Below are 24,591 nucleotides of genomic sequence, written 5' to 3' on the forward strand. Positions count from 1 at the left end.
TTATGGATAACGATAAACCTTGTTACCGGACTTTTGGATATTTTAGAGTAAGAAAAATATTCAAAACCATACCCAAAATACCCTTAAACTACCCTTTTACGGAGTGGCTTTTCAATCTTACGTGTGATATAATTTCGGTAAATTAAGACAATTAGTCTGAAAAAAATATAAAATATCTTTTATTTTCCGTAAAGGATGTATATAAATAACAGATCTCTCTTTTATATGTATAAGAAGCAGATTTGACGCAGCCAAAATCGTAGATGGGAGATAAAAAAGGAAGAGAAAATGGAAAAGCGTTTAGAATCCGGGTTAAAGACCGAAGAGGACTTCTACATACGACCAAGAAAAGCAAATAAAAAGATGAAGGCAGCCCAGACCATGTCGCAAACAGTATATATGTATGGAATCTCCGGTTGTGGAAAAACAGCATTTATTCGGGATTATATGGGAAAAAGACGGTATCACTATTACTCAGCAGAACAGTTGGATGAGGAAGAATTAGATTTTCCACTTAATGAAAAACAGATCATTGTAGTCATTGATGAATTGCATCAGTTAAGGACAGACGAGTTAAGAGAAGCGTTAATCAAAAAGATTGAAATACTGGCAAGGCGACAAGATGTTTGGCTTATCTTGGCGGGAAGAAGTCGGCTGCCATCGTGGCTGTCACCTATTTATTATCGGAAAGTATTTACCGTGATAGAAGAAGAGGATTTCTTGCTTTCAGAAGCTGAAATGATGAAATATCTAAACTGTTGGGGGATAACGCCTACACAAGAGGATTTTGACACTATCATGCGACTTAGTTACAGGCTTGGAATTGTAGTAAGGCTGGTTGCGATGGAACTTGCATCGGGTAGATCTTTTGATGCAACATATATTGAACGAATGCGAAATGATTTCTGGGATTATCTTGACTGCCATGTCTATGACCAGTGGGAGATTGAGATTCAGGAATTTCTCATGCAGGTATGTATTGTAGAAAAATTTGATAAACATCTGGCAGAGATGATTACAGGTAGAAGTGACGTAGAGAAAATGATTGGCACAGCTGAACAGCTGGGGAATTTTATGATATTTAAAGAGGCTGATTCAGATAAAAGAATTTATGAAATCAGACTTCCCATGAGACGTTCCATGAGACGAAGACTTCTTCGAACATATCAGAAGGAGAGATGGGAACGACTCTATTATAATGCAGGACTTTATTATGAACTGGAAGGTGATACACCAAACGCTCTGAAAATGTATGAGGCATGCCATGATACTGAGAGAATTGCGGGACTATTAATTTCCAATGCAAGAAAAAACCCGGCAAGCGGACATTATTATGAACTGCGTAAATATTACCTTGCCCTGCCGGAAGAAAAGATTAGGGAAAGCATGGAATTAATAGCAGGCATGAGTATGCTCCAGTCCATGCTTTTAAGTATAGAAGAAAGCGAGCACTGGTATGAGGAACTTATGAATCTGGAAAGTTCCTTTACTGGAAGTGCAAAAAAAGTGGCAAAGGGTTGGCTTGTTTATCTGGACATTGGCCTTCCCCATCGTGGAAGTATGGCACTTGTAGATATTCTAAAAAATGCTGGTTCACTTTTAATGAAACGCAAGATTAGTTTGCCAGAATTTTCCGTTACCAGTAATCTTCCATCACAGATGAATGGAGGGAAAGATTTCTGCGAATGGAGTAAAAAAGATAAAGAATTGGCAAAGAGTATTGGCAAAATCATAGAATTCACTTTAGGGAAATATGGAAAGGGACTTGTAAATCTTGCTCTTGCTGAAAGTTTTCTGGAAAAGGGTGAAGACAGCTATGAAATTACAAATCTGACCAATAAAGGTCTTATGCAGGCACAATCAGGTGGAAAAATCGAACAGTGTTTTGTGGCAGCAGGAATTCTTTCCTGGCTTCATGTTTTAAATGACCATGTAGAGGATGCCAAAGAGCTGCTTTTGAACTTTCAAAAAAAGGCAGAAGAGAAGAAAGCCACAAAGTTGCTTCCCAATTTGACTGCGCTGCAGATTCGTATAGGCCTTTATCAGGGAAAAACGGCAGAGGCACTGGAATGGATGGAGCAGGCGCCGGAAGAAGAACTAGTATTCGCTACCATGGAGAGGTTTCGTTATCTGACGAAAGTTCGTATCTATCTTCTAACAGGGAAGTATGAAAAAGCAATCAGTCTGCTACAGCGTCTTCAGTATTATGCAGAAGTTATGAAGCGTACTTACATAACTATGGAAGTGGGACTTTTGCTTGCCATTACTCAGTATCGATTGGGGAATTCCAGATGGGATGAGATATTCCAAAAAACCTTAACACAAGCAGAGAGTTATTATTTTGTGCGCCTGATATCCAGGGAAGGGGCAGCGGTAAGTAAGATGCTTAAGGAAACGTCATGGGAAAGTAAGAATCCAGAATATTTAAAGGAAATACTTGCAGAAACAGAAAAGATGGCACTTGCCTATCCGGGCTATCTAAAGGTAGCCACAGAAGAGGCAGTGTTTAGTGAAAATGCACTTAAGATACTAAAACTTCAGGCAGAAGGACTTTCCACCGCAGAGATTGCTGGAGAACTTGGACTCAAAATAGAAAACGTGAAATATCATAACAAGCAGAATTTTAAAAAGCTAGGAGTGAATAGTAAAACAGCTGCTGTTAACGAGGCAAGAAAGAGGAAGTTGATTTGAAAAAACTTATTTGAAACCCGAATCCGGTCTAGGGAATGAACGATATATTTGTAAGATAAAGAAAGGAAGAAACGAATGAAAATAAAAAGATTCATAAAAGCAATGGTAATTACTCTAAGTACTGTAATGATGTTTGGGGTATCAAGTTTGATGGTTAATGCAGAAGGAGAGGAAGCAAGTGTGACCGAATCAGGTGGGGCAGTTACCTACTATGGTACCATGGAAGAAGCTATTACAGCAGCACAAAGCAAAGAGGGCAGTACAGTTTCGTTGTTAAAAGATGTCACTACGGAGAGTAAATTTACGATAAATTCAGGCACCTTTACGATTAACTTAAATGAGAAAACATGGAGTTATTTAAATAATGGAACCTATTGGATGCTGGAGCAGTTGTCTACAGGAGAAATTACTATTGAAAATGGAAATATAACTGGTGGGGCGGTAGTAGAACGGGGAGGTACATTAATTTTTAATAATGTAGACCTTAGTAATGACAATGCTCCTGCATTAATGTTTCATAATATTAACGACAGTAAAGTGATTTTTAACAGTGGTTCTGTTTGTGCAACAAATTATTATTTTTCTGTGGATATTGCAAAGGTTTATTCCAAAGACTGCAGTATGCAAATCAATGGAGGAACTTTTTCAGGAGGTAGCAATTCTAATATTAGGGTTGCGCAAGGAGCATATTTAGAAATGACGGGTGGTGAGATTCAAGGTACATTAGAGGTGAATCGTGCTAGTGCAAAACTTACAGGTGGAAGGTATGGTATGATAAAAGCTGTTACCTGTGGTAACGTAGATAATTTGTTAGGTGAGGGTTATGTATATCGTTCTACCAGTGAAGGTATGCCTTGGCTGCAAAATACTGCAGTTACTGAAGTGCGTGGCGTCACAGTACAGCAGGCACCGATCCAAATTACTGCACAGCCTCAGGGGGCAGCTGTAAGCTATGGTTATGGTGCAGCGTATACATTAAGTGTAACGGCACAAAAGACTGGAACCGCAATAGGAGAGATTTTATATCAGTGGTACAAAGTCAAAAGTGGAACGGAAACAGATGATGTAGCAATCGGAACCAACTCTAGTACTTATACGCTTTCTAAGGCTCTTCCAATTGCAACAGATGATAACTACTATTGTGCCGTTACTTGTGATGGCTATACCGTAAACACAAAAAATGTAAATTTTAATGTCGAAAAGGCTACGCCCGTTATAAATGTAAATGCAACCATTTCAGGAGAAGTAGGAAGTCGTCAGGCTGAATTATCAGTTGAAGTAAGTCCTGTAGGTGAGGGAATTTATCCTTCCGGAACATTAAGATTTGTTGACTGCACAAGCGGCAGTGAGGTGGATATGTCAGGTGCAACCGCAGTCAATATGACAGATGGCAAGGCAACCTATACATGGACGGGACTGGCCGATCAGATTTACAAGGTCAAGGTAGTTTACAGCGGAGATGGAAATTATAATACTGTCACCAGTGCTGAATTTGAAGTTGATACCATTAAAAAGAATCAATCAGCGCTTACTATAAAAAATATCGGGACAAAGACCTGCGCGGATCGTGCATTCCCTCTTAATACATCTGGTGGAAGTGGTAACGGAGCAGTTACTTTCACAAGTTCTAATCCTAGGATAGTCAGTATTTCCGGTAATATTGCAACCATTCATAAGATAGGCAGCGTGACCATTACAGCCACTAAGGAAGCAGATAATACGTACCTTAAAGCGACAACATCTGTATTGTTAACGATTTCAAAGGCGAAGATTGTCAGTGCAACCATATCAGGAATTTCAAGCATGAATTATACTGGAAAACCCATAACACAGCTAAAGATGGTTTTGAAAGTAGATGGAAAAGTGTTGAAGAACGGAACTGATTATACCATTACTTATCAGAACAATAAGAATATTGGTAGAGCAACAGTCATCATTAATGGAAAAGGAAGCTATACAGGAACAGTGAAGAAGAGCTTTAAAATCAAAGTAAGTAAAGGTAAGATTTATACAATAAACAATCTTAAATACAAAGTAACAAATGCAGTGTCTAATGGAAAAGGAACCGTAACCTTAACTGGTTCTTCCAAATCAAAATCCCAATTAAAAGGAACGTTAAAGATTTGTAATACCGTTAAGATTGGTGGAAAGCGTTTTCAGATTACAGCTATCAAAGCAAAGGCATTTAAAGGATACACGAAACTTATGCAGGTAATCATCGGAAAGAATGTTACTACAATTGGAAACCAAGCATTTTCAGGATGTAAAAATCTGAAGACGATAACCATTGAATCAAAGAAATTAAAGACTGTTGAAAAGAATGCATTCAAGAGAATATACAAAAAAGCAGTGATAAAAGTTCCATCAGCAAAGGTAACTGCTTACAAGAAACTATTTAAAAGTAGAACTGGAATGACAAAAATCATAAATATTAAGAAGAAATAATTCATTACAAGAATGTGATTTGAAGATGAGCTTTTCGTATGGTAGAAAATATAGCTTAAAACATAGTTACAATGAACATCTGTATCTCGAAAAAAATTCGGTATATGGGTGTTTTTTATATAATTTATTATTTGCTGAGGAAAGATTAAATTAATGGACTTTCGTCTTCAGCAGGAATCTTAGAATGGCTAGCGGTATTTGGAATTTTTGGGATATTTACACTTACTTTAATTTGGATTGCTGTAATTGCGAGACTTGCTGCTAAGACACCAGATGGTGCAGGGGCGTTCTCTTACCCAATCATCTTCTTACCATTCATCAGTTCTACGTTTGTACTAACAGATACGATGCAACAGGCCTTTTTGTTATGGATATAAAAATATCATAAAAGGAAGGTAAAGTCAAATTAGTTATGGAACTGTTAAAATCTAGATGCCTGATGTAAATAGAAAATGAAGCAGGTATAGTAAATACTTATGTCTTATGATAGGATAGGTTAATAGTTACAGTAAACTAATACAAACTAAGCATTAAAAAAGGTGAGTCTAAAGAATGAATATTGCAAAAGAAAAAGAAAATAAGGTTCACGGAACGGAAAGTTTTCCCTGCAGTTATTATAATCATAATCCAGAACAAGGTCAGTTAGAAGTTAAGATGCATTGGCATCTGGAAAATGAAATCGTACATTTAATAGACGGTCAATTTACAGTTGAGATAAATGGAGAGCGTAAAGTTTATGAGAAAGGCTATTTATTTATTAATAGAGATGAACTTCATTCTATTTCATCAAATAATGGAGCTAGCGAGGATGCGGTTATATTCAGAATGGAAATGTTGAAATTCTGGGAACAGACAGAGTTACAATTAAAAGTGATACAGCCATTAGTAAAAGGAGAACTAAAATTTTCTAAATTCATCTCGGAAGAAAAAAAGGAATTTCATTATATAGACAAATATTATAAAAATATAGTGAATTGTCATAATGGTTTGAAAACTAAAAATGATGGGGCTTGCGGGAAAGTTTCTACATCACAAGGAAATCAGTTAGAAATCATAGGAAATTTGATTGCTATTTTAGGGATACTAATGAATAATCAATTATTGATAAAAGCAGACAATCATTTAGTAGACAAACGTATTTATAATATAAAGAATGCATTTACTTTTATCGAAAAAAACTATGATATGCCTATTAGTGTAGGAGCGATTGCAAGTGAAGTAGGTATGAACGAGCAATACTTTTCTAGAGTATTTAAAGAAATAGTTGGAATACCCCCCATGGAATATGTAAATATCTATAGAATTAAAAATGCTAAACATTTATTATCAAGTACAAATAAAACAGTCACAGAGATTGCATTAGAGTGTGGATTTCATAATATGGGAAATTTTATAAGGAATTTTAAAAAAGAAACGAAGGTAACACCTAAAGAATATCGGAAAAGGTCTTAATATCGTAGAAAACCCTCATGAATTCGTAAGATAATAGGTAAATTTTGAAATATAATTATTACTGCAAAGTAATTCAGTGGTAAACCTATTAAAAAAATTTAGGGGGAATTTAGATGAAAAAATTAAAGTTAAATAACGGAGTAGAAATTCCACAATTGGGATTGGGAGTATTTCGGACAGAAGTGGGAGAGCAGACAGAGAATGCTGTAAAGTGGGCACTAAAAGCAGGGTATAGACATATTGATGCAGCAAAAATTTATAATAATGAAAAAAGTGTTGGGAAGGCAATTAGAGAGAGTGGAGTAAAAAGGGAAGATATTTTTGTAACTACAAAGTTATGGAATGATGATATTATTCAAAGAAGAACGAAAGAAGCCTTTTATGAAAGTTTAGAAGCCCTGCAAATGGATTATGTAGATTTATACTTAATTCACTGGCCTGTTGAAGGTTCAGACGAGGCATGGCATGAAATGGAAATGCTCTATTTAGCGGGAAAAATTAGAGCAATAGGAATAAGTAACTTCCATAAACAGAATATAGAACGCTTAGAAAAAGCAGCATCAATTATACCTGCAGTAAATCAAATTGAATCACATCCATTATTGAATAATCAGAAACTGATAGACTTCTGTAAAGCAAAAGGAATACAGGTACAAGTATGGAGTCCTCTGGGAGGAACTGGGAGTAATTTGCTGCAAAATGAAATACTAACACAGATGGCAACGAAGTATGATAAAACGCCTGCGCAAATCGTTATTAGATGGAATATTCAAAGAGATGTAATTGTAATTCCAAAATCAGCCCATGAAAATAGAATCATTTCAAATAAGGATGTCTTTGATTTTGAACTTGAACAGGAAGATATGAGTATTATACATGAAATGGATAAAAATTTTAGAGTAGGCCCAAACCCTGACGATTATAATTTTAAATAAAATTTGGAGAGAACTCAGATTACTCTTTTCAGTTATCAGTCATAATGTCGTTGTAGGATATTTGGTGTCATTTGTATATGTAATACTGAATTGGAGTGGGGCAATTCCAAAAACATCGAAGTTTTATCTGTTTTCAATGATGGAGGGGATTTAACTACAAAAACTTATTTCTTGCTTATGTCATTAATTGGTATTTTAGCAATTTACTTTATTATAGATATTTCTTCTTTAAAGTAATAATTGTATGAAAAGTCAGATCATCCTCATTGTAATAAATCTGCATCTCACCTTGATATTTTCTGACAATATTTCTTATACTTTTCATACCTAACCCATGATTAAGTTTATCGGATTTATTTGTGGATAACTTCTTGCTATTTTGGGAAAAAGGATTTTTTTGACAGGAGTTAATAACAGTTATTATAATAAAAGGTGTTTTGGTTCTTTGGGTAATATTAAGTTCTATAATGGAATTAGGTATAAGTATAGCAGCATCAAAAGCATTATCCAGCAGATTACAAAACAAAGAAGTAAGGTCATTGTCTGAAATAAAATTTATTGTTCCACTGCGTACATCGGTGTGGAAAGTGAGATGCTCATTATTACATTTTATTTGATAGCGGTATAGTATGGCATTAAGTATTTCGTTATCGCATAATTGCTCAGATACCTGTAGGCTGGATGATAAATTTAATTGTTCAATATAAGCAGTTATTTGTTCGTGCTCTTTCTTATCATTTAATAAAGAAATTGATTGCAGATGTTTCTTAATATCATGAATCAAGATACTCTGGTCTTCTGTTTGATGTAAAAGCATTTTATAATATTCTGTTAAATTATTTTCTTTTTGAATTAGCAGTTGCATTTGGGTGAATTCTCTGCTTTTATTAAGGTTATACTGGTTTATTCCGAATATAAGTAAGTTTACCAAAAGCAAAAGAATAGAACTTATTACAATCATCCAGTCATGGAATGCTGATAATACATATTCTTTACAAATATTAAAGATAGTAAGCATTACTATAAGGGTGGTCATTGGAACCAGTCCTAGGGGGAAAGTGCTTATGTCATACTGCTGATTATATTCTTTCCTGTCTTTAAAAAGGTGATATAGAATGCACAAAATCGAGAAATATATTATTTTACTAAACACAGTAAGAATAATAAGATTACGGAAGTGTGTGACATTTGCGACAAAATGTGAGATGACATTTAAAACCACTAATTCACTAATCCCCATAACAACCGTGGTAATTGCAGAATGAAATAATGCAAGTGACCATTTTAATTGATACATAGTAATAAGAAAAGTAAAGTTGACTAGAAGAAAAAAGATGGTGTTAAGCTCTGAAATCTGAAAAAATGAAACTAAATACAGCAAAAGATACATTCCAATAAGCACATAAATTTCTCTCTTTTTCGAGTATAAGGAAACAAAGAGAGCAGAAGTATATTGCCAGAGGATAAAGGCTTCAATTAAAATGATAAAAAAATAGAAAATGGCTGTTTCCATGCAGAATTACCTCATACTTTCCAGATATAGAAGATATGCGTCTTTAAAGCTTTTATATTTTCGTCTTGTCAGATATGCATCATATTGATTTTCAGCTAAATGTATAAGGGAATGGTCGAAATTGGAGACGTGTTCCATATTTATGATAAAACTTCTGTGAGTTTGAAAAAAATTATTTCTGGGAAGCGAATCAAGCCAGTATTTCATATTATGAATAGATTCATAATCGTTTTTTTCAGTATGTATGATGACACGTCGTCCCTGTGCTTCTACAAATATAATATCGGAAGTAAGAATCGTATGGACTCCCTGTTTGGTTTCTATGGGGAGTTTTATCATTGAAGTATTGTATAGATTTAGTGCATCCTTCATATTATTTTCAAAACGCTTCTTATCTAACGGTTTAAATAGGTAACGAAATACCTGAATGCGCATGGCGTCATCCAAGTATTTAAGGTACGAAGTTACGATAAATATGATAATGTTATTATTTCTTTTTTTCAATTCACTTCCAGTATAAATTCCATTTAATCCAGGCATCTCTACGTCAAGAAAAAGAATATCCTTTTCCCCCTGATCTGCAAGAAGGGATTCTCCATTCGTGAAGCAAAAAATTTCCGGGCAGTTAGCGTTTGTATGTTTAAAATAATCCTGTATGTATTCACAAAGCTGCTTGCTTATTAGTGAATCATCATCGCAGATAAGTATACGCATTTTAATCAACTCCGTTCTTAAATATCATGACTATATTTTAATAGCACAAATGATTAGTAGACTAGGTAATAACTTTTTTGCAATTCTTTTGATTTTGCTATAACTTAATCCTAGCACAAAGAGTTGTTCTCTATTTCTTAATTTACTTTTAAAATAGAATTGTTTTAGTTTTTGCATAAAAAGACATTTTTTGACTGCTTTCGATTTGGTTAGAACCATAAAATACTGACTCCATGTCCAAAAATGAATGATAAATTGCTCTTCATGCATTTGAGGTTGAATTTTTGAAAAAACATATTAATATAATCTTCGTGGAATTAAATGATAATATAATGTAAAGGGGGAATGAAAGTATGAATAGTCAAAAGTTATCAAAGATTATTGCTAAAGGTGCAATATCATTTTTAAATACAGCATTACGTTTCAATGCAAATACAACATCATGTGTAATCGTATATCAGCCAAAGCTTCCAAAAGAATTGGACAGGTTCAATAGAATAAAATGATTGAAAGATGTATAGATACAATGATGGAATGGCTTGACCAAAAGTAGCATTAAAAAGTCGTTTGGTGTATGGGCAATTGAAAATATAAATAAAGTCAGTTATGCTGTGTTTAATCATTGATTCCACGTTTAAGTTAACTAGCAAAATAATTAAATTAGCTTGAAAATGAGCAGAAAGATGAGGAAGTTACTATGATTAAAAAAAACCTTAAAAAAGTGATGGCAACAACATTGATGGGATTAATAATGTTGAGTTCTACAGGAGTAGTACATGCAGCGACTGCATCTACGGTATATGGTAAGATGATATATGATATGGAATCAGATTACGATTGGGTTAGTGCTTGGACAACTATGCCAACTGGAAGTGGAAGATACAGTTATATAAAAACTACACTTGAAGTTCAGGATAATAGTACTGGATTAACTCTATTTAAAAAGAATTCAAAATCAACTTACACATATGATGAGAATACAACATCAGTATATGCAAATAACATGACAACAACATCATTGGCTGCATTTAGTTGCCATGAGGTCGTAGGACAAATTGCTTATGCGAAATATATGAGTAGTACATTCTAAATTGGTCTATCTATCATATTTTAATATTTTAGCTGGCAATATTTGATAAATAATATTGCCAGCCCAAATTATTTTTAGGAGGATTTATATGAAAAGATTACTATTATGTTTATGTGCTGCGCTCTCTATTTATATGGCAGGATGCAGAGCAGATGATGTAAGAGACAGTAGCAAAGAAACGAATATTTCTGCAAAAAGTGAACAGACAGAAGAAACTTCTTCCAAAACAGAAAAGCAGGATGAAATTAGTTTTGGATATATTGCCAATGGATCGGGTGAAATGAATGTTTATAATTATGATGGAGATACCATAGAGGTTCCTTTTTCATTTACTGCACTAAATAAAACCGGACACGACATTGGATTTTTAGTATTTATTGATGGAAAACTTCAAAGATATACCGTTAAGTATTCGGACGGCACAATTTCGGATGAAACCATGATGCAGAAATTTTACTGTGATGGGAAAGGGAAACAGCAATTTTCCTTTGAAATCTTGCCAAATACCGGAAAGAAAGGAGATAAGCTGGGGATTTATGTATGTGCGATTGTTTATCCTTCATTTAAGCCGAAAAATGCAGAACAACCATCTTATCAGTATTACGGTTCACTTTCACAGGTAGTTCCACAGCAGGTAACTTTCAATGCGGATGTACCAAAAGAAGAAATAAAGTATATTGAAACAAAAGACGGACTTAAATTAACGGAAGATATTACAAAATACATCGAGTATTTTTCAGCAAAAAGTGTTCAAGAAGCGCTTGAGAACAATACTTATGTAAATTTATATCAGAAATCACTGGATGAAAATAAAATTTACAGTGAGGATGGAAAGGTAACACTGCATTTACAATTATATGGAGGAGTTGATGGAATCTACAATACAACCATTTTCGTTAATAACCAGCCGATTACTATAGATGGAGCAGATTTTATAAAAACAGAAATGAAAGCAAATAAAATGGCGGAATGTGAGATAACATTGGATTTGGACAATCTCGACGAATTGAACACAATTTACGCAGTTTCAGTACCTGCAGATAATGCTTATTTAGATTATGCTCCGGTCACTAAAACAAACAGCGTATTGATGATAAACAAATAGCATAAAGAAGGAGAAATCATGAATAGAAGTAATAAGAAAAGATATTGTTGGATAATACGGATATTTTCATTACTTATTATGTTTTCTTTGTCAGGTTGTAGTAACAAAAAAGAAAATGAAGCAGAAAGACCAACATCCAATTATGACAGTGAATCTGATATACAGAAGAAATCAGAATTAAATGATGAATCAGAGGGTGGCTATAGGTATTCAGATGCTGTAAATATAAAAGGTAATATAGATGGAATGATTGGGTTCATGAATAATGGCAAGAAACTTGTTTATTGGAGTGGAAATCAAATTAATATGTTTGATTTAGAAACTTCAGATATCAAAGAAGGTTTTTCGTTTAATAATAAAAGTATTATGTCAGTTAAGCTGCTTTGTGAAGAGGAAAGTTGTTTTTATTTGTATGTTGTCGCAGGTCAGAGAGAGGAAATGGATACAGATGTGGATGGACTTGAAGTTTCTTCAAGCAGCTGTGGAACAGAAGACTATAAAATACTTTGCTTTGACTATGAATTGCATCAAATTGAAAATTATGATTTGGATGAGCTTTGGTCGGAGCAACTCTCTGATATACATTATGAAAGTATTTGTATGAGTAAGGATGCATCGACGATATATGTATATGCTGACAATGCACTGTATTCTTACAAACCCAATTTTCAGAAGCTAGTCACAGCTTATGATTTTTCCGAGAAAAAAAAGACAGATATAAGTATGAAACAAATGGAAGTCTCAACGGACAAAAAGAGGGTAGCATTTGTTGGATGTGAACTGGATCAGGATAAATATTTGTTGTATGGTATTATTGATTTGGAAAATAAGGAGATTACAACAAAGCAGACTGAAAATGCCTATGGAAGTAATCTTCATATTCAGGGAGATACAGCCTATATAACAGATAGTGAAATACCAAGGGAATACAAAGCAAGTGGGATGATTCACTGCATTGATTTAACAAATAAAAAAATTACTGATTTTACTGTAGATAATCTGGAAAGTACCAATGCATATCTATCATCTAATGGAAAATATCTTATTACCGGATACAATACGGTTGCAGAAGACGGAACAATACATGGATACTGTATCGGTGTTTATGATTTTAAGACAGGAGAGCTGATAGAAAAAGGCAAAAATACAGTTGATGGAAGACTGTATGGTCTTTGCGCAACAGATAAATTTGCGCTCCAGCTTGTAACAAAGGATCGTTGTGGTTCCATATATCATTCAGAGTTAAGGAGTGAAAGGACTAAATAAATGGAATTAAGGATTAACAATATTAGTAAAAGATATGGAAAACAATATGCCTTAAAGGATTTTACTGTGTCACTAAATGATGGAATTTACGGTCTCCTTGGACCAAATGGAGCAGGAAAGACCACCCTGATTAATACAATACTCGGAATTATCAAACAGGATGAGGGAAGTATCGAACTTGACGGAAAGGATGTAAGAAAACTTGGAAGTCACTATTATAATCTGGTTGGGTATTTACCACAGTATCCCCAATTCTATAAAAACTTCACATGCAGAGAATTTATGGAGTACATGTGTACATTGAAGGATGTACCGAAATCGCAGATATCGAATCGCATAAATGAGTTATTGGATTTGGTAAATCTGTCAGACAGCACAGCAAAAAGAGTAGGAGCATTTTCAGGAGGGATGAGGCAGAGGCTTGGGATTGCACAGGCTCTTGTAAACGATCCGAAGATACTTATTTTGGATGAGCCTACAGCAGGGCTTGATCCCAAAGAACGTATTCGTTTTCGGAATATCATTTCAAAGCTTTTGAAGGAACGGATTGTAATATTGTCTACACATATTGTATCAGATGTGGAATATATTGCAAAAGAGGTAATTATGATTGACAGAGGAAGTTTAGTAAAGAAAGGAACACTGAAAGAACTTACAGAACAAATTGCAGACAAGGTTTGGGAGATACATACTGACGATACAACAGCTAACCTATTGATGGAACTTTATTCAATTGGAAACGTGCTTGCGACAGAACAAGGATATTGCCTAAAGATTGTAAGTGAAAAATGTCCAGCATCTGGAGCTGTTCATGTTGTAGCTAATCTGGATGATGTCTTCTTGCATTATTTTGGAAAGGAAGAGACATGAAGTTATTTTTTTATGAATTAAGGAAAAGCTTTCTTCGTAAATATGTGATTGTTTTTTTGATTGTATTTTCGGTTCTTGATGTGACCAAAATCAGTCTAAACTATTATCAGGGAAATATTGATCCGATATTACAGGAAAATGAATCAAACCAGGGTGCAGCAGAGCAGATGTATACACTTACCAAAGGAAGCATCACACAAGATAAATTTACTTTTTTAAAAAAAGAAGAAGAGCGTCTTGGAGAGATATATAGTAAAAAGTTAGGTAACAAAGATGAAAATGAGGTTACATATTCAGGCAATTTGTATGAGGACTACCGTCTTCTGAAATTATATATAGCAGAGGGGTTTCATTATGCAGAAAACTATAGTCAATACAGTAAGACTATTACAAAAATTGCAGAGGATAATATTGGTTATTATAAAAAACAAAATAACTTTCTTAGTGCGATGGAAAATAAGTTCATAGCAGATACATATAGCAGAAGAAACATCACATCCTTTTACAGGTCAGATGCAGTGGAAAGCTATTTTGATGATTTTTTCTCGTTCATATTAATCCTAATTATGTGTTTTCTTTGTATTGCACCGGTTTTCGGCCAGGAATATGAAACGAATATGAATGTATTGTTGTTATCCTCCAAAAAAGGAAGAATAAAAAGCACTATTATAAAAATGATGGCTTCGCTTTGTTGTGGAGCTTTTATTACATTATGGTTTTGTTTAGTAGATTGGCTTACATATCATTTATTGTGCGGTTTTGAAGGATTGGACAACCCTATATGGGCACTTCCATCGTTTAAGGAAAGCTTTTTAAACAGCACAATTACACATTTTATGCTATCCGAGATATTACTCCGTGTGTTGGCTGTCATAGTAATTGTACTTTCACTTCTTATTCTTTCCCTGCTCTTGAAGAAACCATTGTATGTTGGAGGCTCATTTTTGGTACTGCTGGGTGGATGGTACTTGTTAAGCAGACTTTCCGTTCAGTCAGATATGTTAAAAAGTCTTGTAGGTTTATGCAATCCGGTTTGTTTATATTTAAATAAGCAGTTGTATCAGGAGTTTCATTATCTGGAATTCGGAACAAGATTTTATTTGATGAGTAATATATCCATTGCAGGAAATATCATACTGGCAGTTGTTCTAATATTGATATTATTCGGCCTAAAGAGGAGGATGAATTGATGATAAAAAATGAGGCTTATAAGTTTTTCATCAAACAGCGAGTACTCTTGTGTATTTTAGTGTTTATTGGTCTAAAAATAATTTTCACAATATATATGGCTGGAACAAGCGAAACAAAACCAACAGATAGCTATACTGAATATTTAAAGATACTTGGTGGAGAACTAAATGATGAGAAGACAGCATATATAGAAAAACAATATGAAAAACTGAAAAATGTATCAACAGGGATTAATGATTTGGAGGAACAAGTTGCACTGGGTCATATCACTCAGGAAGAATATGAACAAACTTTGAGAGAACTTTCTAAAACCAAGCAGGAACAGACCGAGATAAAGCTCTTTTATCAAAAATATCAGTATGCGCTTGAAAACAGGAAACAACATTATATCATTGATGAGGAAGGGTGGAATGAAGTTCTTACCACTGAAAAAATGGATATTCTTCTGATTTTTTTCATCTTTATCATTTCAATTCCGGTATTTTGCAGTGAATATGAAACAGAAATGAATTATCTACAATTATGCAGCAGGAAAGGTAGAGACAGATTAACACTGATAAAAATAGTTATGACGTGTATGACCTCCTTGATTTTGTGTCTATTCTGTTTACTCTGTGATTTTATGAGACTGAAATTTTTATATGGAATGGACTTTGCATATGCACCGATTCAATCACTTACTTTTTTTAAAAATAGTGGTCTAAAACTTACACTCTGGCATCTTATGGGGCTGATTATGGCAGTTAAGATTTTGGGAAGTATATTCCTTACAGTATTTATAATGGCAATAAGTATTTTGTTCCATAAAAGTCTCATTACAATTCTTGTTAGTGGTGCAGGAACAATACTTCCGGCATTTTTGACGTCATCTGCTAAGCTGAAATATTTGCTGCCACTACCTACAGGACTATTGTCTGGAGCAGGATATTTCTTTCCTGATATATACAAATACCAGTTGGTAAGTTCAGATATAGATTTGGATGTAGAAAAATACCTGTCTTTTTCAGCTTTTACAGTTAGAGAACGGACATTACATTTTTTATTGTATTTTATTGTTATTTTGATTCTGGTTGCTTTAATTTTTATTGGATATAAAGGAACGTTAAGGATTTTTTTAATGCTTAGCATTTCTTGTATGCTATTGTGTGGATGTGCCAAAAGTGATATATATAATGAGGAAGTATTTTATGAGAATAGCAGCGAGAGTAATCATATTGTGACTGACAAATATTATTTTTATCAGAAAGACAATAATATTTTGTGTAAGAATATAGATACTGGAGATGAGTTTTCCATAATAAGAGATCCGTTCAAACAGACAAAAGACGATTTTGAATGTTCCCTATCTATGTTTGCAACAAATCAATATCTGTATTATGCCAAAGATTACGATCAGGTACTTATTATTTATCGTGTAAATCTTACTAATTTTGAGGAAGATGTCATCTACTCAAAAGAATATCAAGGTAACCATTATTATAATTTGGCAGTTGTTACAGAAAATAAATTTTATGTCTATGATTCGGAATCCTCAGATTTTTATGAAATAAGTCGAAAATATCACAAGTGGAATTGTTTAGGAAATATAGAGTATTTAACAACAGGTGATTATGGGAATAAGATCTATTATGAAAATTTGAATAGTCAACTGGTAAAAATGGATGTAAGCACAGGTAAGCAACATATTTATAATGATATCAGTCTTCATAGCAAATATTCAACACAATCCAGCAGATTTTGTATTCAGAGTGATTATTGCTATTATACAAATTTGATGGATCATGATTATATATACAAGTATTGTTTTGCGACAGGAGAAAACCAATTGATTTTAAGTAAATCAGATATTATTTATTTTGCAACAAATGGACATTATTTTTATTATATTGGAAATGATAATTGCCTTTACTGCATGGATTTGGAAACAAAAAAGACAGAACTTTTGATGAAAGATGTGGGCGGGAAGATTATCATGTCAGAGGATTATAGTGATATTTATCAAATATTAGAGAAGGATGATAAGATTATTATTGAAAAGATAGAAAGATTGAACTTTATCAGTTAAAATGGAACGGAGGTTATATTTAATGAATTACAATACATTGAATAAGAGTGCATGGGAAGAGGCTTAGAAGGTTAAAAGAGTTTGAGTCTCAAAAAAATAGATACATAAGAATGAAAGGTGAAACACATTGATGAAAAAAACGATAAGAAAAAATATCATAAACATTCCATACTCTTTACATGATTCCCATATTAAAAAAATCAAAATACAAAAAATAGATGATGAAGATTTTGTGAATATAAAAATTCTATTTAAGGAAGGATTTTATGTTCCAAAAGATAATGATACCATTCAGATTAAAGGGAAATTACTTTTTAAACAAGTGGATTTAGATTGTTCTTTTGTTTATATTATGGGAATAAAAGGACTTAATTGCGGAAAGATCGCTGGTAGGAAGTATAGTTTGAAAAGTTTCGTTGAAAAATATGAAAAAGTGGATATGGAAATTATTGACGCTACGTATGGGTATAATATGTCAAATTTTTCAGGATATATGTATTTTAAACATAAGATTAAAGAATTTACAATAGAATTATATCATTTTGGTGATATGATATTTCTGACGGAAATATAGTGATGTGTTCGTATAATGTAGTTGTTTTTAATAGTAAATTCCAGGAACAGGAGTGAATGTTATGTCAGAGTTAGATAAAAAATGCAAGGAAGATTACATACGAAGAATTCATAAAGTACAGGACTATATTGAACAAAATATTGGGAAATCTATGACGATCGAAGAACTTTCGAATGTTGCTGGGTTTTCTAAATACCATTTCAGCCGTATTTTTCAGGGAATGCTGCATGAGTCGTTAGCTTATTATGTGAACCGAATACGAATGGAAAGGGCATTATTTTTGCTGGCACACCGGGCAGATAAAAATATGACGGATATTGCATATGAACTTGGGTTTTCGGATTCAGCTGTGTTTTCCCGGACATTTAAAAATTACTATGAAGTCAGTCCAAAAGAATATCGGAAGGAATATAACGAGAATTTTAAAGATTCTTTTTTATTGTCTGAGTATAATAAGAACAAAGAAAAGAAAGAATGGGAGGTCGGTCCGCGTTCCGTATCCGGTCTGATTACCATCGAAAATATAGAGGAGAAACAGGCCGTCTATGTGAGGCATAATGGTACTTATGAAACGTTAGCGAAAGCGTATGTGAGTCTGATGCAGACGTTATTTATTCATGCGGATAATCAGAAACTTCTTGTTGATGGACAGAATTGGGTGCTTGCGATATATCATGACAATCCGGAATTTGGAGAGAAGAGTCAGTTTCGTACCAGTCTTTGTCTGACGGTACCAAAAGACATTCGGATTCAGGAAGACGGTGTACTTGGAAGGATGATAATAGAAGGTGGTCTGTACGCAGTCGGACATTTTCAAATTCAGAAGGAACAGTACAGCGATGCCTGGAATTACATGTACCAGGAGTGGATTTCTGGAAGTGGTTATGTTCCAAGAAATTACTGTCCGTTTGAAGTGTATCGTAATAATCCACATACCAGTGAGAACCATATCAATGAGGTTGACATATACGTTCCCATTGAGCAAATTCATTTCTAACAAGCTGCAAATCAATAACAATCCAAGTTTTGAAACTAAGTTTTTTTATAAAAGTAGATGAAGACTTAATCCAACTACTCCACAAAAACACATAACTAGGATTGGATTCCATTTGTATTTTCTTAATAAAAAGAAGGCAAAAAGAAAAATTCCACCATCAATCCAATTGATATTACTTGGTTGGATAGATTCTCCATTGAAGAGTACAAGGCTTAAGATAGAGAGTCCGGCAGAAGCAATTAATGCAACGATAGCAGGTCTCAGACTGGATAAGATGCTTTTTAAAGCTGACATTTCTTTGTATCTATAATAAAGGAAAGCCAAAAAGGATACAATCAAACAGGAAGGAAGAATACAGCCTAAGGTTGCAATGATTGCACCACCGATTCCGGCAATTCGCATACCTGCAAAAGTTGCAGAATTAATTGCAATCGGACCAGGTGTCATTCCTGAGATTGTGATCAGATCAGTATATCCACTCATGGTAAGCCAGCCATGTTTTGTCACAACCTGGCTTTGAATCAGAGGCATAGCAGCATATCCACCACCTATACTAAACATGCCTACCTGTATAAAACTAAGAAATAATTCAAGATAAATCATTTTTTCACCTCCTTAAAGCGCCATAATTCTTTGCCAATACCAACAATAGTAGCAATAACAATAATATAGATGACATTAACATGAAAGAAAAAGGTTGCAATAAAACCAACTATCATAACTAAGTTTTTAATAATTGATTTTTCTTTCACTATATTTAGTCCAAGTTCACAAACTACATCCAGAATAACAGCAGCCACACCAGCCTGCATTCCCTTTAATACCAATGCTACATAAAGATTGCTGGCAAATGTGGAATAAAAGAAAGAAATAACAGATAGTATAAGCATCGGAGGTAAAATAGTTCCGATGATAGCAATTAATATTCCAAAGAATCCGGCAATACGCCAACCAACTAGAATGGAAGCATTTACCGCAATAGCACCGGGAGCCGATTGGGCTAATGCAGTTAAATCCAACATTTCATCTTCCTCTATCCAGTGAAGTTCATCAACAAATTTCCGTTTCATGAAAGTAATAATAACAAATCCGCCACCGAAGGTAAAAGTACTAATATAAAGAGTGCTAAGAAATAGCTTAAGCAATTTTTTTTGAGAATCTTGGCATTTTAAATTGTTTTCCATATGAATTCCTCCTCTTACCAATCATAACTCTTGCAAGAAAATGTGTAAAATGCTATAAATTTATTAAGAACATAACAAAAATGATATAATGGAGATAATCAATGACAATGAAACATATGAAGATATTTATACAAGTATATCAAATGCAGAATATCACACAGGCCGCAGAAATATTACATATGACCCAACCAGCAGTATCAAGAGCTATTCAGGAAATAGAAAGACATTATGGGGTCTGCCTATTTGAACGCATGAATAGAAGACTGTCAATTACCGAAAGTGGAAAACAGTTCTATGCACAAGCATTGCATATCGTAGAGGCTTTCGACAATATGGAAAAGGGGATGCAAAATTGGGATACATTCGGGATATTACGAATAGGCTCCAGTGTCTCAATTGGTAATTTTTTATTACCCCAGATTATTAGTATATATCAAAATAGGTATCCTGATATGAGGATACAAGTCAACATTGCAAATGGTAATACTTTGCAAAAGCTATTACGGGATAATCAGATGGATATTGCTTTGATAGAAGGTAGTGTAGAAGAAATAGAATTGCATGCAGAATCTTTTAATAGAGATCAATTACTATTAATTACGCCACCAGTCCATCCCTTATTATCTGTGAAAGAACTGAAATTAGAAGATCTAATAAAATATCCAATGCTGTTAAGAGAAAAAGGAAGTGGGGTAAGAACATATATTGATGATGCGTTCTCTGTAAGAGGGCTAACGATTCATCCAAGATGGGAAAGTACAAGCACACAGGCAATTGTAAAAGCGGTTAGTTTGGGAATTGGAATTTCTTTTTTGCCCAAGCTTTTGGTTAATAAAGATATAGAAAACGGATTAGTGAAAACACATGAAATTTCTGATATGAAATTAAGCCGCCAACATTTTATAGTATGGCATAAAAACAAATATTTAACTACTGCGGCAAAACAGTTTATAGAATTATGTAAGGAGATAACAGCATCCTCTTCTATAATTGATGGAAAATAAGAACATACTTTTTTACTTCAAAAGTTTGCAGAGAAGGAATATAGCAAGAATTGCAAAGCTTCTTCTTGATTTTCCGAGTACAATAAGTACACAGCAAAAAAAGAATGGGTAGTCGATCCATTTTCTATATCTGGTCAGATTCCCCTAAGTGGGAGTGGACTAATATGCTGCAAATCAATTTAGAGGTGAACAAATGGAAGAAATCAAGATTCAAGGAGCACGAATTCATAATTTAAAAAATATCAATCTGAAGATTCCTAAACGTCAACTGGTGGTCATTACAGGTATTAGTGGATCAGGAAAATCCAGTCTTGCATTCGATATTTTGTTTGAAGAAGGTAAGAATCAGTATCTACAGTCGATTGGGATTCTAACGGGACTTGATAATGAGGATCGGTTCGATATGATAGAAGGAATTGGTCCAACGGTGGCGGTACATCAGAATACTGTCCGGCAGAGCAATCCCCGTTCTACAGTAGGCACAAAGACAGGAATTTTAAATCAGCTGGCTCTTGTTTATGCCTGCGATGGAGAAGTTTTAGATGAGCATAGGGAACATCTCTCTCCAGGTCAATTTCTCTATACAACGGCCGAAGGCATGTGTATTAGCTGTCAAGGAAGAGGTTCTTATTTTGATATTAAACTGGAACAGTTGATCCCAGATAAAACAACAACGTTATTTGAGGTCTATGAGAGTCTTAAGGTAACATCTGGTTTCTTACGGATTCTAAAGAAGAAATATGGTGAATATTTTGACACTCCATTCTGGCATCTTCCAGAAGATATTCAAAGTGAAGTGGTTTATGGAACGTATGACAATGGAAAACAAAGCTACTGTCTTGAACGGATTCTTAAGAATGCGTTTGAAAAAGGGGAAGATGTTGAGGAAGTCTATGTAAAGACTATCTGTAAAGATTGTCAAGGGGAAAGGATCAGTGATGATGCAAGAGAAGTCTTTCTTCGTGGAAAGCGGATTGGTGAATTGGGACAGATGACACTGACAAGTCTTCTTAAGTTTCTGGATGGAATACCTGGCGAAGAATTATCCCAGTTCAGTAAGAACGTAATAAAAAGTGTGAGGCAGAAACTAAAGTATCTGATTCAGTTTCGTTTGGGACATCTGATGCTTTACCGTGAGATGTCTTCCTTAAGCGGTGGCGAGGTACAGCGCATCTTTCTCTATCGACATCTTGAGTCCGGAATGGATTCCCTGATTTATATCTTTGATGAACCGATGGCAGGATTACACCCGTCAGAGAAGCAAAACGTGATAAAAGCGATAAAGAAATTAAGGGACATTGGTAATACAGTGCTTGTAGTAGAGCATGATAAAGAGATGATTTTTCAAGCTGACCATATCATTGAGATTGGCCCTAAGGCTGGGGTAGAAGGAGGAATAGTGGTTTATCAAGGTGATTATGAAAAGTATGAGAAAGCAGATACTCTGCTTAGCCAGTATATTTTTAATAAATGTTTGGTGTTCGAGCGGAAGGTCAAAAAGCATATTTTTGATAAACAAAACTCTCTGACTCTAGATCATGCTGATGCCCATTATTTAAAGGATCTTACAGTAGAATTTCCACTTCATTCTATGGTTGGGATTGCCGGATTATCCGGGAGTGGTAAGAGTTCACTGATCGAGGAGACATTATTGAAACGTCTTGTCAGTGCCAAGAAATATGGTCGTGCAATTGGTATAGCAGGGGTAGAACGAATCAGTGGTTTTGTCAGGATATCCCAGGCTCCAATTGGAAGAAGTTCCAATTCTACACCTGCCTCATATATAGGAATATGGGATAAGGTCAGGAAACTTTTTGCAAAACAGCCGGAAGCAAAAAAAAGAAACATGAGTGCCGGACATTTTTCGTTTCATTCAAAAGGAGCATGCCCGGACTGTGGTGGCAGTGGCTATGAAAGAATTTTTCTGACCGCTGATTTTTCTGTCGACAAGCAATGTCAGACGTGTCATGGAAAGCGGTTTCAGGAAGAGAGCCTTTTTGTGAAATATAAAGGGAAATCGATTACCGATGTATTGGAAATGAGTATTGAAGAGGCTTGTTCCTTTTTTTTAGGTCAGGAAAGCATTGTAAAACCTCTGCGTATTTTAGAGCAGATGGGTATGAATTACTTAACACTTGGTCAGCCTACTTCTTCTTTAAGCGGTGGTGAGGCGCAGCGAGTGAAGCTTGCAAAAGAACTAGGGAAACAGCGCGGGGGCAATATACTCTATGTGCTGGATGAACCAACAACCGGACTTAGCATGTATGATACGGCATTGTTGCTAAAATTATTGGATAATTTGGTTCTCAATGGAAATTCAGTAATTATCATTGAACACAATATAGAGGTCTTAAAGAACTGTGATTATATAATTGAACTTGGTCCCGAAGGTGGAGATATGGGCGGTGAGATTATTGCGAAAGGAACACCGGAACAATTGAGAGACAATCCAAATTCCAAAACAGGGAGGTATCTTTAATGACCTTAAAAACGCAGATGGAAAAGATAATAAATAGAAGCTACAATAATATTGGAGGCATAATTGTACTAAAAAATGGTAAAACAGTATATGAAAAATACTTTAATGAATGCACAGCTGCTAGCAGCTTTCATGTTTTTTCAGTAACAAAAAGCATTATTTCTATATTGATTGGTATTGCCATAGACAAGGGGAATATCAAAAGTATCAACCAGAGAGTATTGGACTTTTTCCCAGATTACATAATTAAAAGGGGAGAAAAAACGATACAGAGTGTTACCATTAAGGATCTGCTGACAATGACAGCTCCATATAAATATAAATCAGAACCCTATACAGAATATTTTGCAAGTGATAACTGGGTAAAAAGTGCGCTTGATTTATTAGGAGGCAAGGGGAAGATAGGAGAATTCAGATATACTCCACTCATAGGTCCAGATATTTTGTCCGGTATTCTTGTAACAGCGACTGGACAATCCGTACTCGATTTTGCAACAAAATACTTATTTTCTCCATTGGAAATTAGTGCTAAGAACAATGTGGTCTTTCAAAATAAAGAGGAACAATTTGCATTTTATGAAGCAAAAAGTGTCAGTGGATGGGCTGCTGACAGGACAGGAGTAAATACAGCAGGATGGGGGCTTACGCTGACTCCGGTGGAAATGGTAAAGATAGGTCAATTATATTTAGATGGTGGGATATGGAAGGGCAAACAAATAGTATCAACTAAGTGGATTGATGAGAGCACAAAGGAACATAGCAGAAGTAACCAGTGGAAGCTGTCGTATGGTTATCTTTGGTGGATCATTGATGATAAAAAACATGTTTACGCTGCTATGGGAGATGGAGGAAATGTGATATATGTCAATGAAAAGAAAAAAATGGTGGTCTCTATTGCTTCTCTTTTTATGCCACGTGCTAAGGATAGAATAAAACTGATTCAAGAGTATATTGTACCTGTGTTTGAAAATTGTGTACAGTGAAGTAGTTTTCTTGACAGTATATCGGAATGCCGA

The 24,591-nt window shown here is 34.6% G+C and carries 20 protein-coding genes; 16 read left to right on the plus strand and 4 right to left on the minus strand.

Annotation, left to right across the window (positions count from 1 at the left end; translation table 11 throughout):
- Positions 1 to 288: 288 nt before the first annotated feature.
- The 4 genes from DWV06_RS01255 (at position 289) to DWV06_RS01275 (ending at position 7,523) form a co-directional block, all read left to right on the plus strand.
- Positions 289 to 2,691 carry a LuxR C-terminal-related transcriptional regulator gene (locus DWV06_RS01255; RefSeq protein ID WP_115480371.1) on the plus strand — a complete coding sequence of 801 codons (2,403 nt, stop codon included), beginning with the start codon at positions 289 to 291 and terminating at the stop codon, positions 2,689 to 2,691.
- 75 nt (positions 2,692 to 2,766) lie between these two features.
- Positions 2,767 to 5,136, plus strand: a complete 2,370-nt coding sequence (locus DWV06_RS01260; RefSeq protein WP_115480372.1) for a leucine-rich repeat protein — start codon at positions 2,767 to 2,769, stop codon at positions 5,134 to 5,136.
- Positions 5,137 to 5,688: 552 nt separating this feature from the next.
- Positions 5,689 to 6,588, plus strand: a complete 900-nt coding sequence (locus DWV06_RS01270; protein ID WP_115480373.1) for a helix-turn-helix domain-containing protein — start codon at positions 5,689 to 5,691, stop codon at positions 6,586 to 6,588.
- Between the two features lie 113 nt (positions 6,589 to 6,701).
- Positions 6,702 to 7,523, plus strand: a complete 822-nt coding sequence (locus DWV06_RS01275) for an aldo/keto reductase (RefSeq protein ID WP_115480374.1) — start codon at positions 6,702 to 6,704, stop codon at positions 7,521 to 7,523.
- A gap of 211 nt (positions 7,524 to 7,734) precedes the next feature.
- Here the strand turns inward: DWV06_RS01275 and DWV06_RS01280 are convergent, their stop codons facing one another.
- Together DWV06_RS01280 and DWV06_RS01285 are read right to left on the minus strand one after the other, a co-directional pair.
- Positions 7,735 to 9,036, minus strand: coding sequence for a sensor histidine kinase (locus tag DWV06_RS01280; protein WP_115480375.1), 1,302 nt, complete (start codon positions 9,034 to 9,036; stop codon positions 7,735 to 7,737).
- Between the two features lie 6 nt (positions 9,037 to 9,042).
- Positions 9,043 to 9,750, minus strand: a complete 708-nt coding sequence (locus tag DWV06_RS01285; protein ID WP_115480376.1) for a LytR/AlgR family response regulator transcription factor — start codon at positions 9,748 to 9,750, stop codon at positions 9,043 to 9,045.
- A gap of 353 nt (positions 9,751 to 10,103) precedes the next feature.
- Here DWV06_RS01285 and DWV06_RS01295 point away from each other — a divergent pair, with 353 nt between their 5' ends.
- The 9 genes from DWV06_RS01295 (at position 10,104) to DWV06_RS01335 (ending at position 18,908) form a co-directional block, all read left to right on the plus strand.
- Complete coding sequence (locus tag DWV06_RS01295) at positions 10,104 to 10,256, plus strand: cyclic lactone autoinducer peptide (protein ID WP_115480378.1); 153 nt, start codon at positions 10,104 to 10,106, stop codon at positions 10,254 to 10,256.
- A gap of 191 nt (positions 10,257 to 10,447) precedes the next feature.
- A complete protein-coding gene (locus DWV06_RS01300; RefSeq protein WP_115480379.1) occupies positions 10,448 to 10,840 on the plus strand; it encodes a hypothetical protein in 393 nt (130 codons plus the stop codon).
- An 88-nt stretch (positions 10,841 to 10,928) separates the two neighbouring features.
- Entirely contained in the window at positions 10,929 to 11,945 is a 1,017-nt protein-coding gene (locus tag DWV06_RS01305) for a hypothetical protein (protein ID WP_115480380.1), read from the plus strand.
- An 18-nt stretch (positions 11,946 to 11,963) separates the two neighbouring features.
- Complete coding sequence (locus DWV06_RS01310) at positions 11,964 to 13,211, plus strand: hypothetical protein (protein ID WP_115480381.1); 1,248 nt, start codon at positions 11,964 to 11,966, stop codon at positions 13,209 to 13,211.
- Positions 13,212 to 14,081, plus strand: a complete 870-nt coding sequence (locus tag DWV06_RS01315) for an ABC transporter ATP-binding protein (RefSeq protein ID WP_115480382.1) — start codon at positions 13,212 to 13,214, stop codon at positions 14,079 to 14,081. It abuts the gene before it with no gap.
- Positions 14,078 to 15,271: a hypothetical protein gene (locus DWV06_RS01320; protein ID WP_115480383.1), complete on the plus strand. Its 1,194-nt coding sequence runs from the start codon at positions 14,078 to 14,080 to the stop codon at positions 15,269 to 15,271. Before DWV06_RS01315 ends, DWV06_RS01320 begins: the two co-directional genes overlap by 4 nt.
- Entirely contained in the window at positions 15,271 to 17,337 is a 2,067-nt protein-coding gene (locus DWV06_RS01325; RefSeq protein ID WP_115480384.1) for a hypothetical protein, read from the plus strand. Before DWV06_RS01320 ends, DWV06_RS01325 begins: the two co-directional genes overlap by 1 nt.
- Positions 17,338 to 17,467: 130 nt before the next feature.
- Complete coding sequence (locus DWV06_RS01330) at positions 17,468 to 17,911, plus strand: hypothetical protein (RefSeq protein WP_115480385.1); 444 nt, start codon at positions 17,468 to 17,470, stop codon at positions 17,909 to 17,911.
- 61 nt (positions 17,912 to 17,972) lie between these two features.
- A complete protein-coding gene (locus DWV06_RS01335; protein ID WP_115480386.1) occupies positions 17,973 to 18,908 on the plus strand; it encodes an AraC family transcriptional regulator in 936 nt (311 codons plus the stop codon).
- Between the two features lie 45 nt (positions 18,909 to 18,953).
- Here the strand turns inward: DWV06_RS01335 and DWV06_RS01340 are convergent, their stop codons facing one another.
- On the minus strand, positions 18,954 to 19,511 hold the full coding sequence (locus DWV06_RS01340; RefSeq protein WP_115480387.1) for a chromate transporter: 558 nt from the start codon (positions 19,509 to 19,511) through the stop codon (positions 18,954 to 18,956).
- The gene (locus DWV06_RS01345) at positions 19,508 to 20,092 is read right to left on the minus strand and encodes a chromate transporter (protein WP_115480388.1); all 585 of its coding nucleotides are present in this window, start codon (positions 20,090 to 20,092) and stop codon (positions 19,508 to 19,510) included. The genes DWV06_RS01340 and DWV06_RS01345 overlap by 4 nt, the downstream gene beginning before the upstream one ends.
- A 101-nt stretch (positions 20,093 to 20,193) precedes the next feature.
- On the opposite strand from DWV06_RS01345, the gene DWV06_RS01350 reads away from it, so the two are divergent.
- From DWV06_RS01350 to DWV06_RS01360, 3 genes are all read left to right on the plus strand, one after another.
- Positions 20,194 to 21,096 (plus strand): LysR family transcriptional regulator, encoded by a 903-nt coding sequence (locus DWV06_RS01350; protein WP_115480389.1) that lies wholly within the window; start codon positions 20,194 to 20,196, stop codon positions 21,094 to 21,096.
- A gap of 193 nt (positions 21,097 to 21,289) precedes the next feature.
- Positions 21,290 to 23,575 carry an excinuclease ABC subunit UvrA gene (locus DWV06_RS01355; protein ID WP_115480390.1) on the plus strand — a complete coding sequence of 762 codons (2,286 nt, stop codon included), beginning with the start codon at positions 21,290 to 21,292 and terminating at the stop codon, positions 23,573 to 23,575.
- Complete coding sequence (locus DWV06_RS01360) at positions 23,575 to 24,558, plus strand: serine hydrolase domain-containing protein (RefSeq protein WP_115480391.1); 984 nt, start codon at positions 23,575 to 23,577, stop codon at positions 24,556 to 24,558. Before DWV06_RS01355 ends, DWV06_RS01360 begins: the two co-directional genes overlap by 1 nt.
- Positions 24,559 to 24,591 lie beyond the last annotated feature (33 nt).

Source organism: Anaerosacchariphilus polymeriproducens (assembly GCF_003363435.1).
GTDB lineage: Bacteria > Bacillota > Clostridia > Lachnospirales > Lachnospiraceae > Anaerosacchariphilus > Anaerosacchariphilus polymeriproducens.

Coding starts and splice junctions, on each gene's coding strand:
- DWV06_RS01255 (WP_115480371.1), top strand. CDS start 289: ATGGAAAAGCGTTTAGAATCCGGGTTAAAGACCGAAGAGGACTTCTAC.
- DWV06_RS01260 (WP_115480372.1), top strand. CDS start 2,767: ATGAAAATAAAAAGATTCATAAAAGCAATGGTAATTACTCTAAGTACT.
- DWV06_RS01270 (WP_115480373.1), top strand. CDS start 5,689: ATGAATATTGCAAAAGAAAAAGAAAATAAGGTTCACGGAACGGAAAGT.
- DWV06_RS01275 (WP_115480374.1), top strand. CDS start 6,702: ATGAAAAAATTAAAGTTAAATAACGGAGTAGAAATTCCACAATTGGGA.
- DWV06_RS01280 (WP_115480375.1), bottom strand. CDS start 9,036: ATGGAAACAGCCATTTTCTATTTTTTTATCATTTTAATTGAAGCCTTT.
- DWV06_RS01285 (WP_115480376.1), bottom strand. CDS start 9,750: ATGCGTATACTTATCTGCGATGATGATTCACTAATAAGCAAGCAGCTT.
- DWV06_RS01295 (WP_115480378.1), top strand. CDS start 10,104: ATGAATAGTCAAAAGTTATCAAAGATTATTGCTAAAGGTGCAATATCA.
- DWV06_RS01300 (WP_115480379.1), top strand. CDS start 10,448: ATGATTAAAAAAAACCTTAAAAAAGTGATGGCAACAACATTGATGGGA.
- DWV06_RS01305 (WP_115480380.1), top strand. CDS start 10,929: ATGAAAAGATTACTATTATGTTTATGTGCTGCGCTCTCTATTTATATG.
- DWV06_RS01310 (WP_115480381.1), top strand. CDS start 11,964: ATGAATAGAAGTAATAAGAAAAGATATTGTTGGATAATACGGATATTT.
- DWV06_RS01315 (WP_115480382.1), top strand. CDS start 13,212: ATGGAATTAAGGATTAACAATATTAGTAAAAGATATGGAAAACAATAT.
- DWV06_RS01320 (WP_115480383.1), top strand. CDS start 14,078: ATGAAGTTATTTTTTTATGAATTAAGGAAAAGCTTTCTTCGTAAATAT.
- DWV06_RS01325 (WP_115480384.1), top strand. CDS start 15,271: ATGATAAAAAATGAGGCTTATAAGTTTTTCATCAAACAGCGAGTACTC.
- DWV06_RS01330 (WP_115480385.1), top strand. CDS start 17,468: ATGAAAAAAACGATAAGAAAAAATATCATAAACATTCCATACTCTTTA.
- DWV06_RS01335 (WP_115480386.1), top strand. CDS start 17,973: ATGTCAGAGTTAGATAAAAAATGCAAGGAAGATTACATACGAAGAATT.
- DWV06_RS01340 (WP_115480387.1), bottom strand. CDS start 19,511: ATGATTTATCTTGAATTATTTCTTAGTTTTATACAGGTAGGCATGTTT.
- DWV06_RS01345 (WP_115480388.1), bottom strand. CDS start 20,092: ATGGAAAACAATTTAAAATGCCAAGATTCTCAAAAAAAATTGCTTAAG.
- DWV06_RS01350 (WP_115480389.1), top strand. CDS start 20,194: ATGACAATGAAACATATGAAGATATTTATACAAGTATATCAAATGCAG.
- DWV06_RS01355 (WP_115480390.1), top strand. CDS start 21,290: ATGGAAGAAATCAAGATTCAAGGAGCACGAATTCATAATTTAAAAAAT.
- DWV06_RS01360 (WP_115480391.1), top strand. CDS start 23,575: ATGACCTTAAAAACGCAGATGGAAAAGATAATAAATAGAAGCTACAAT.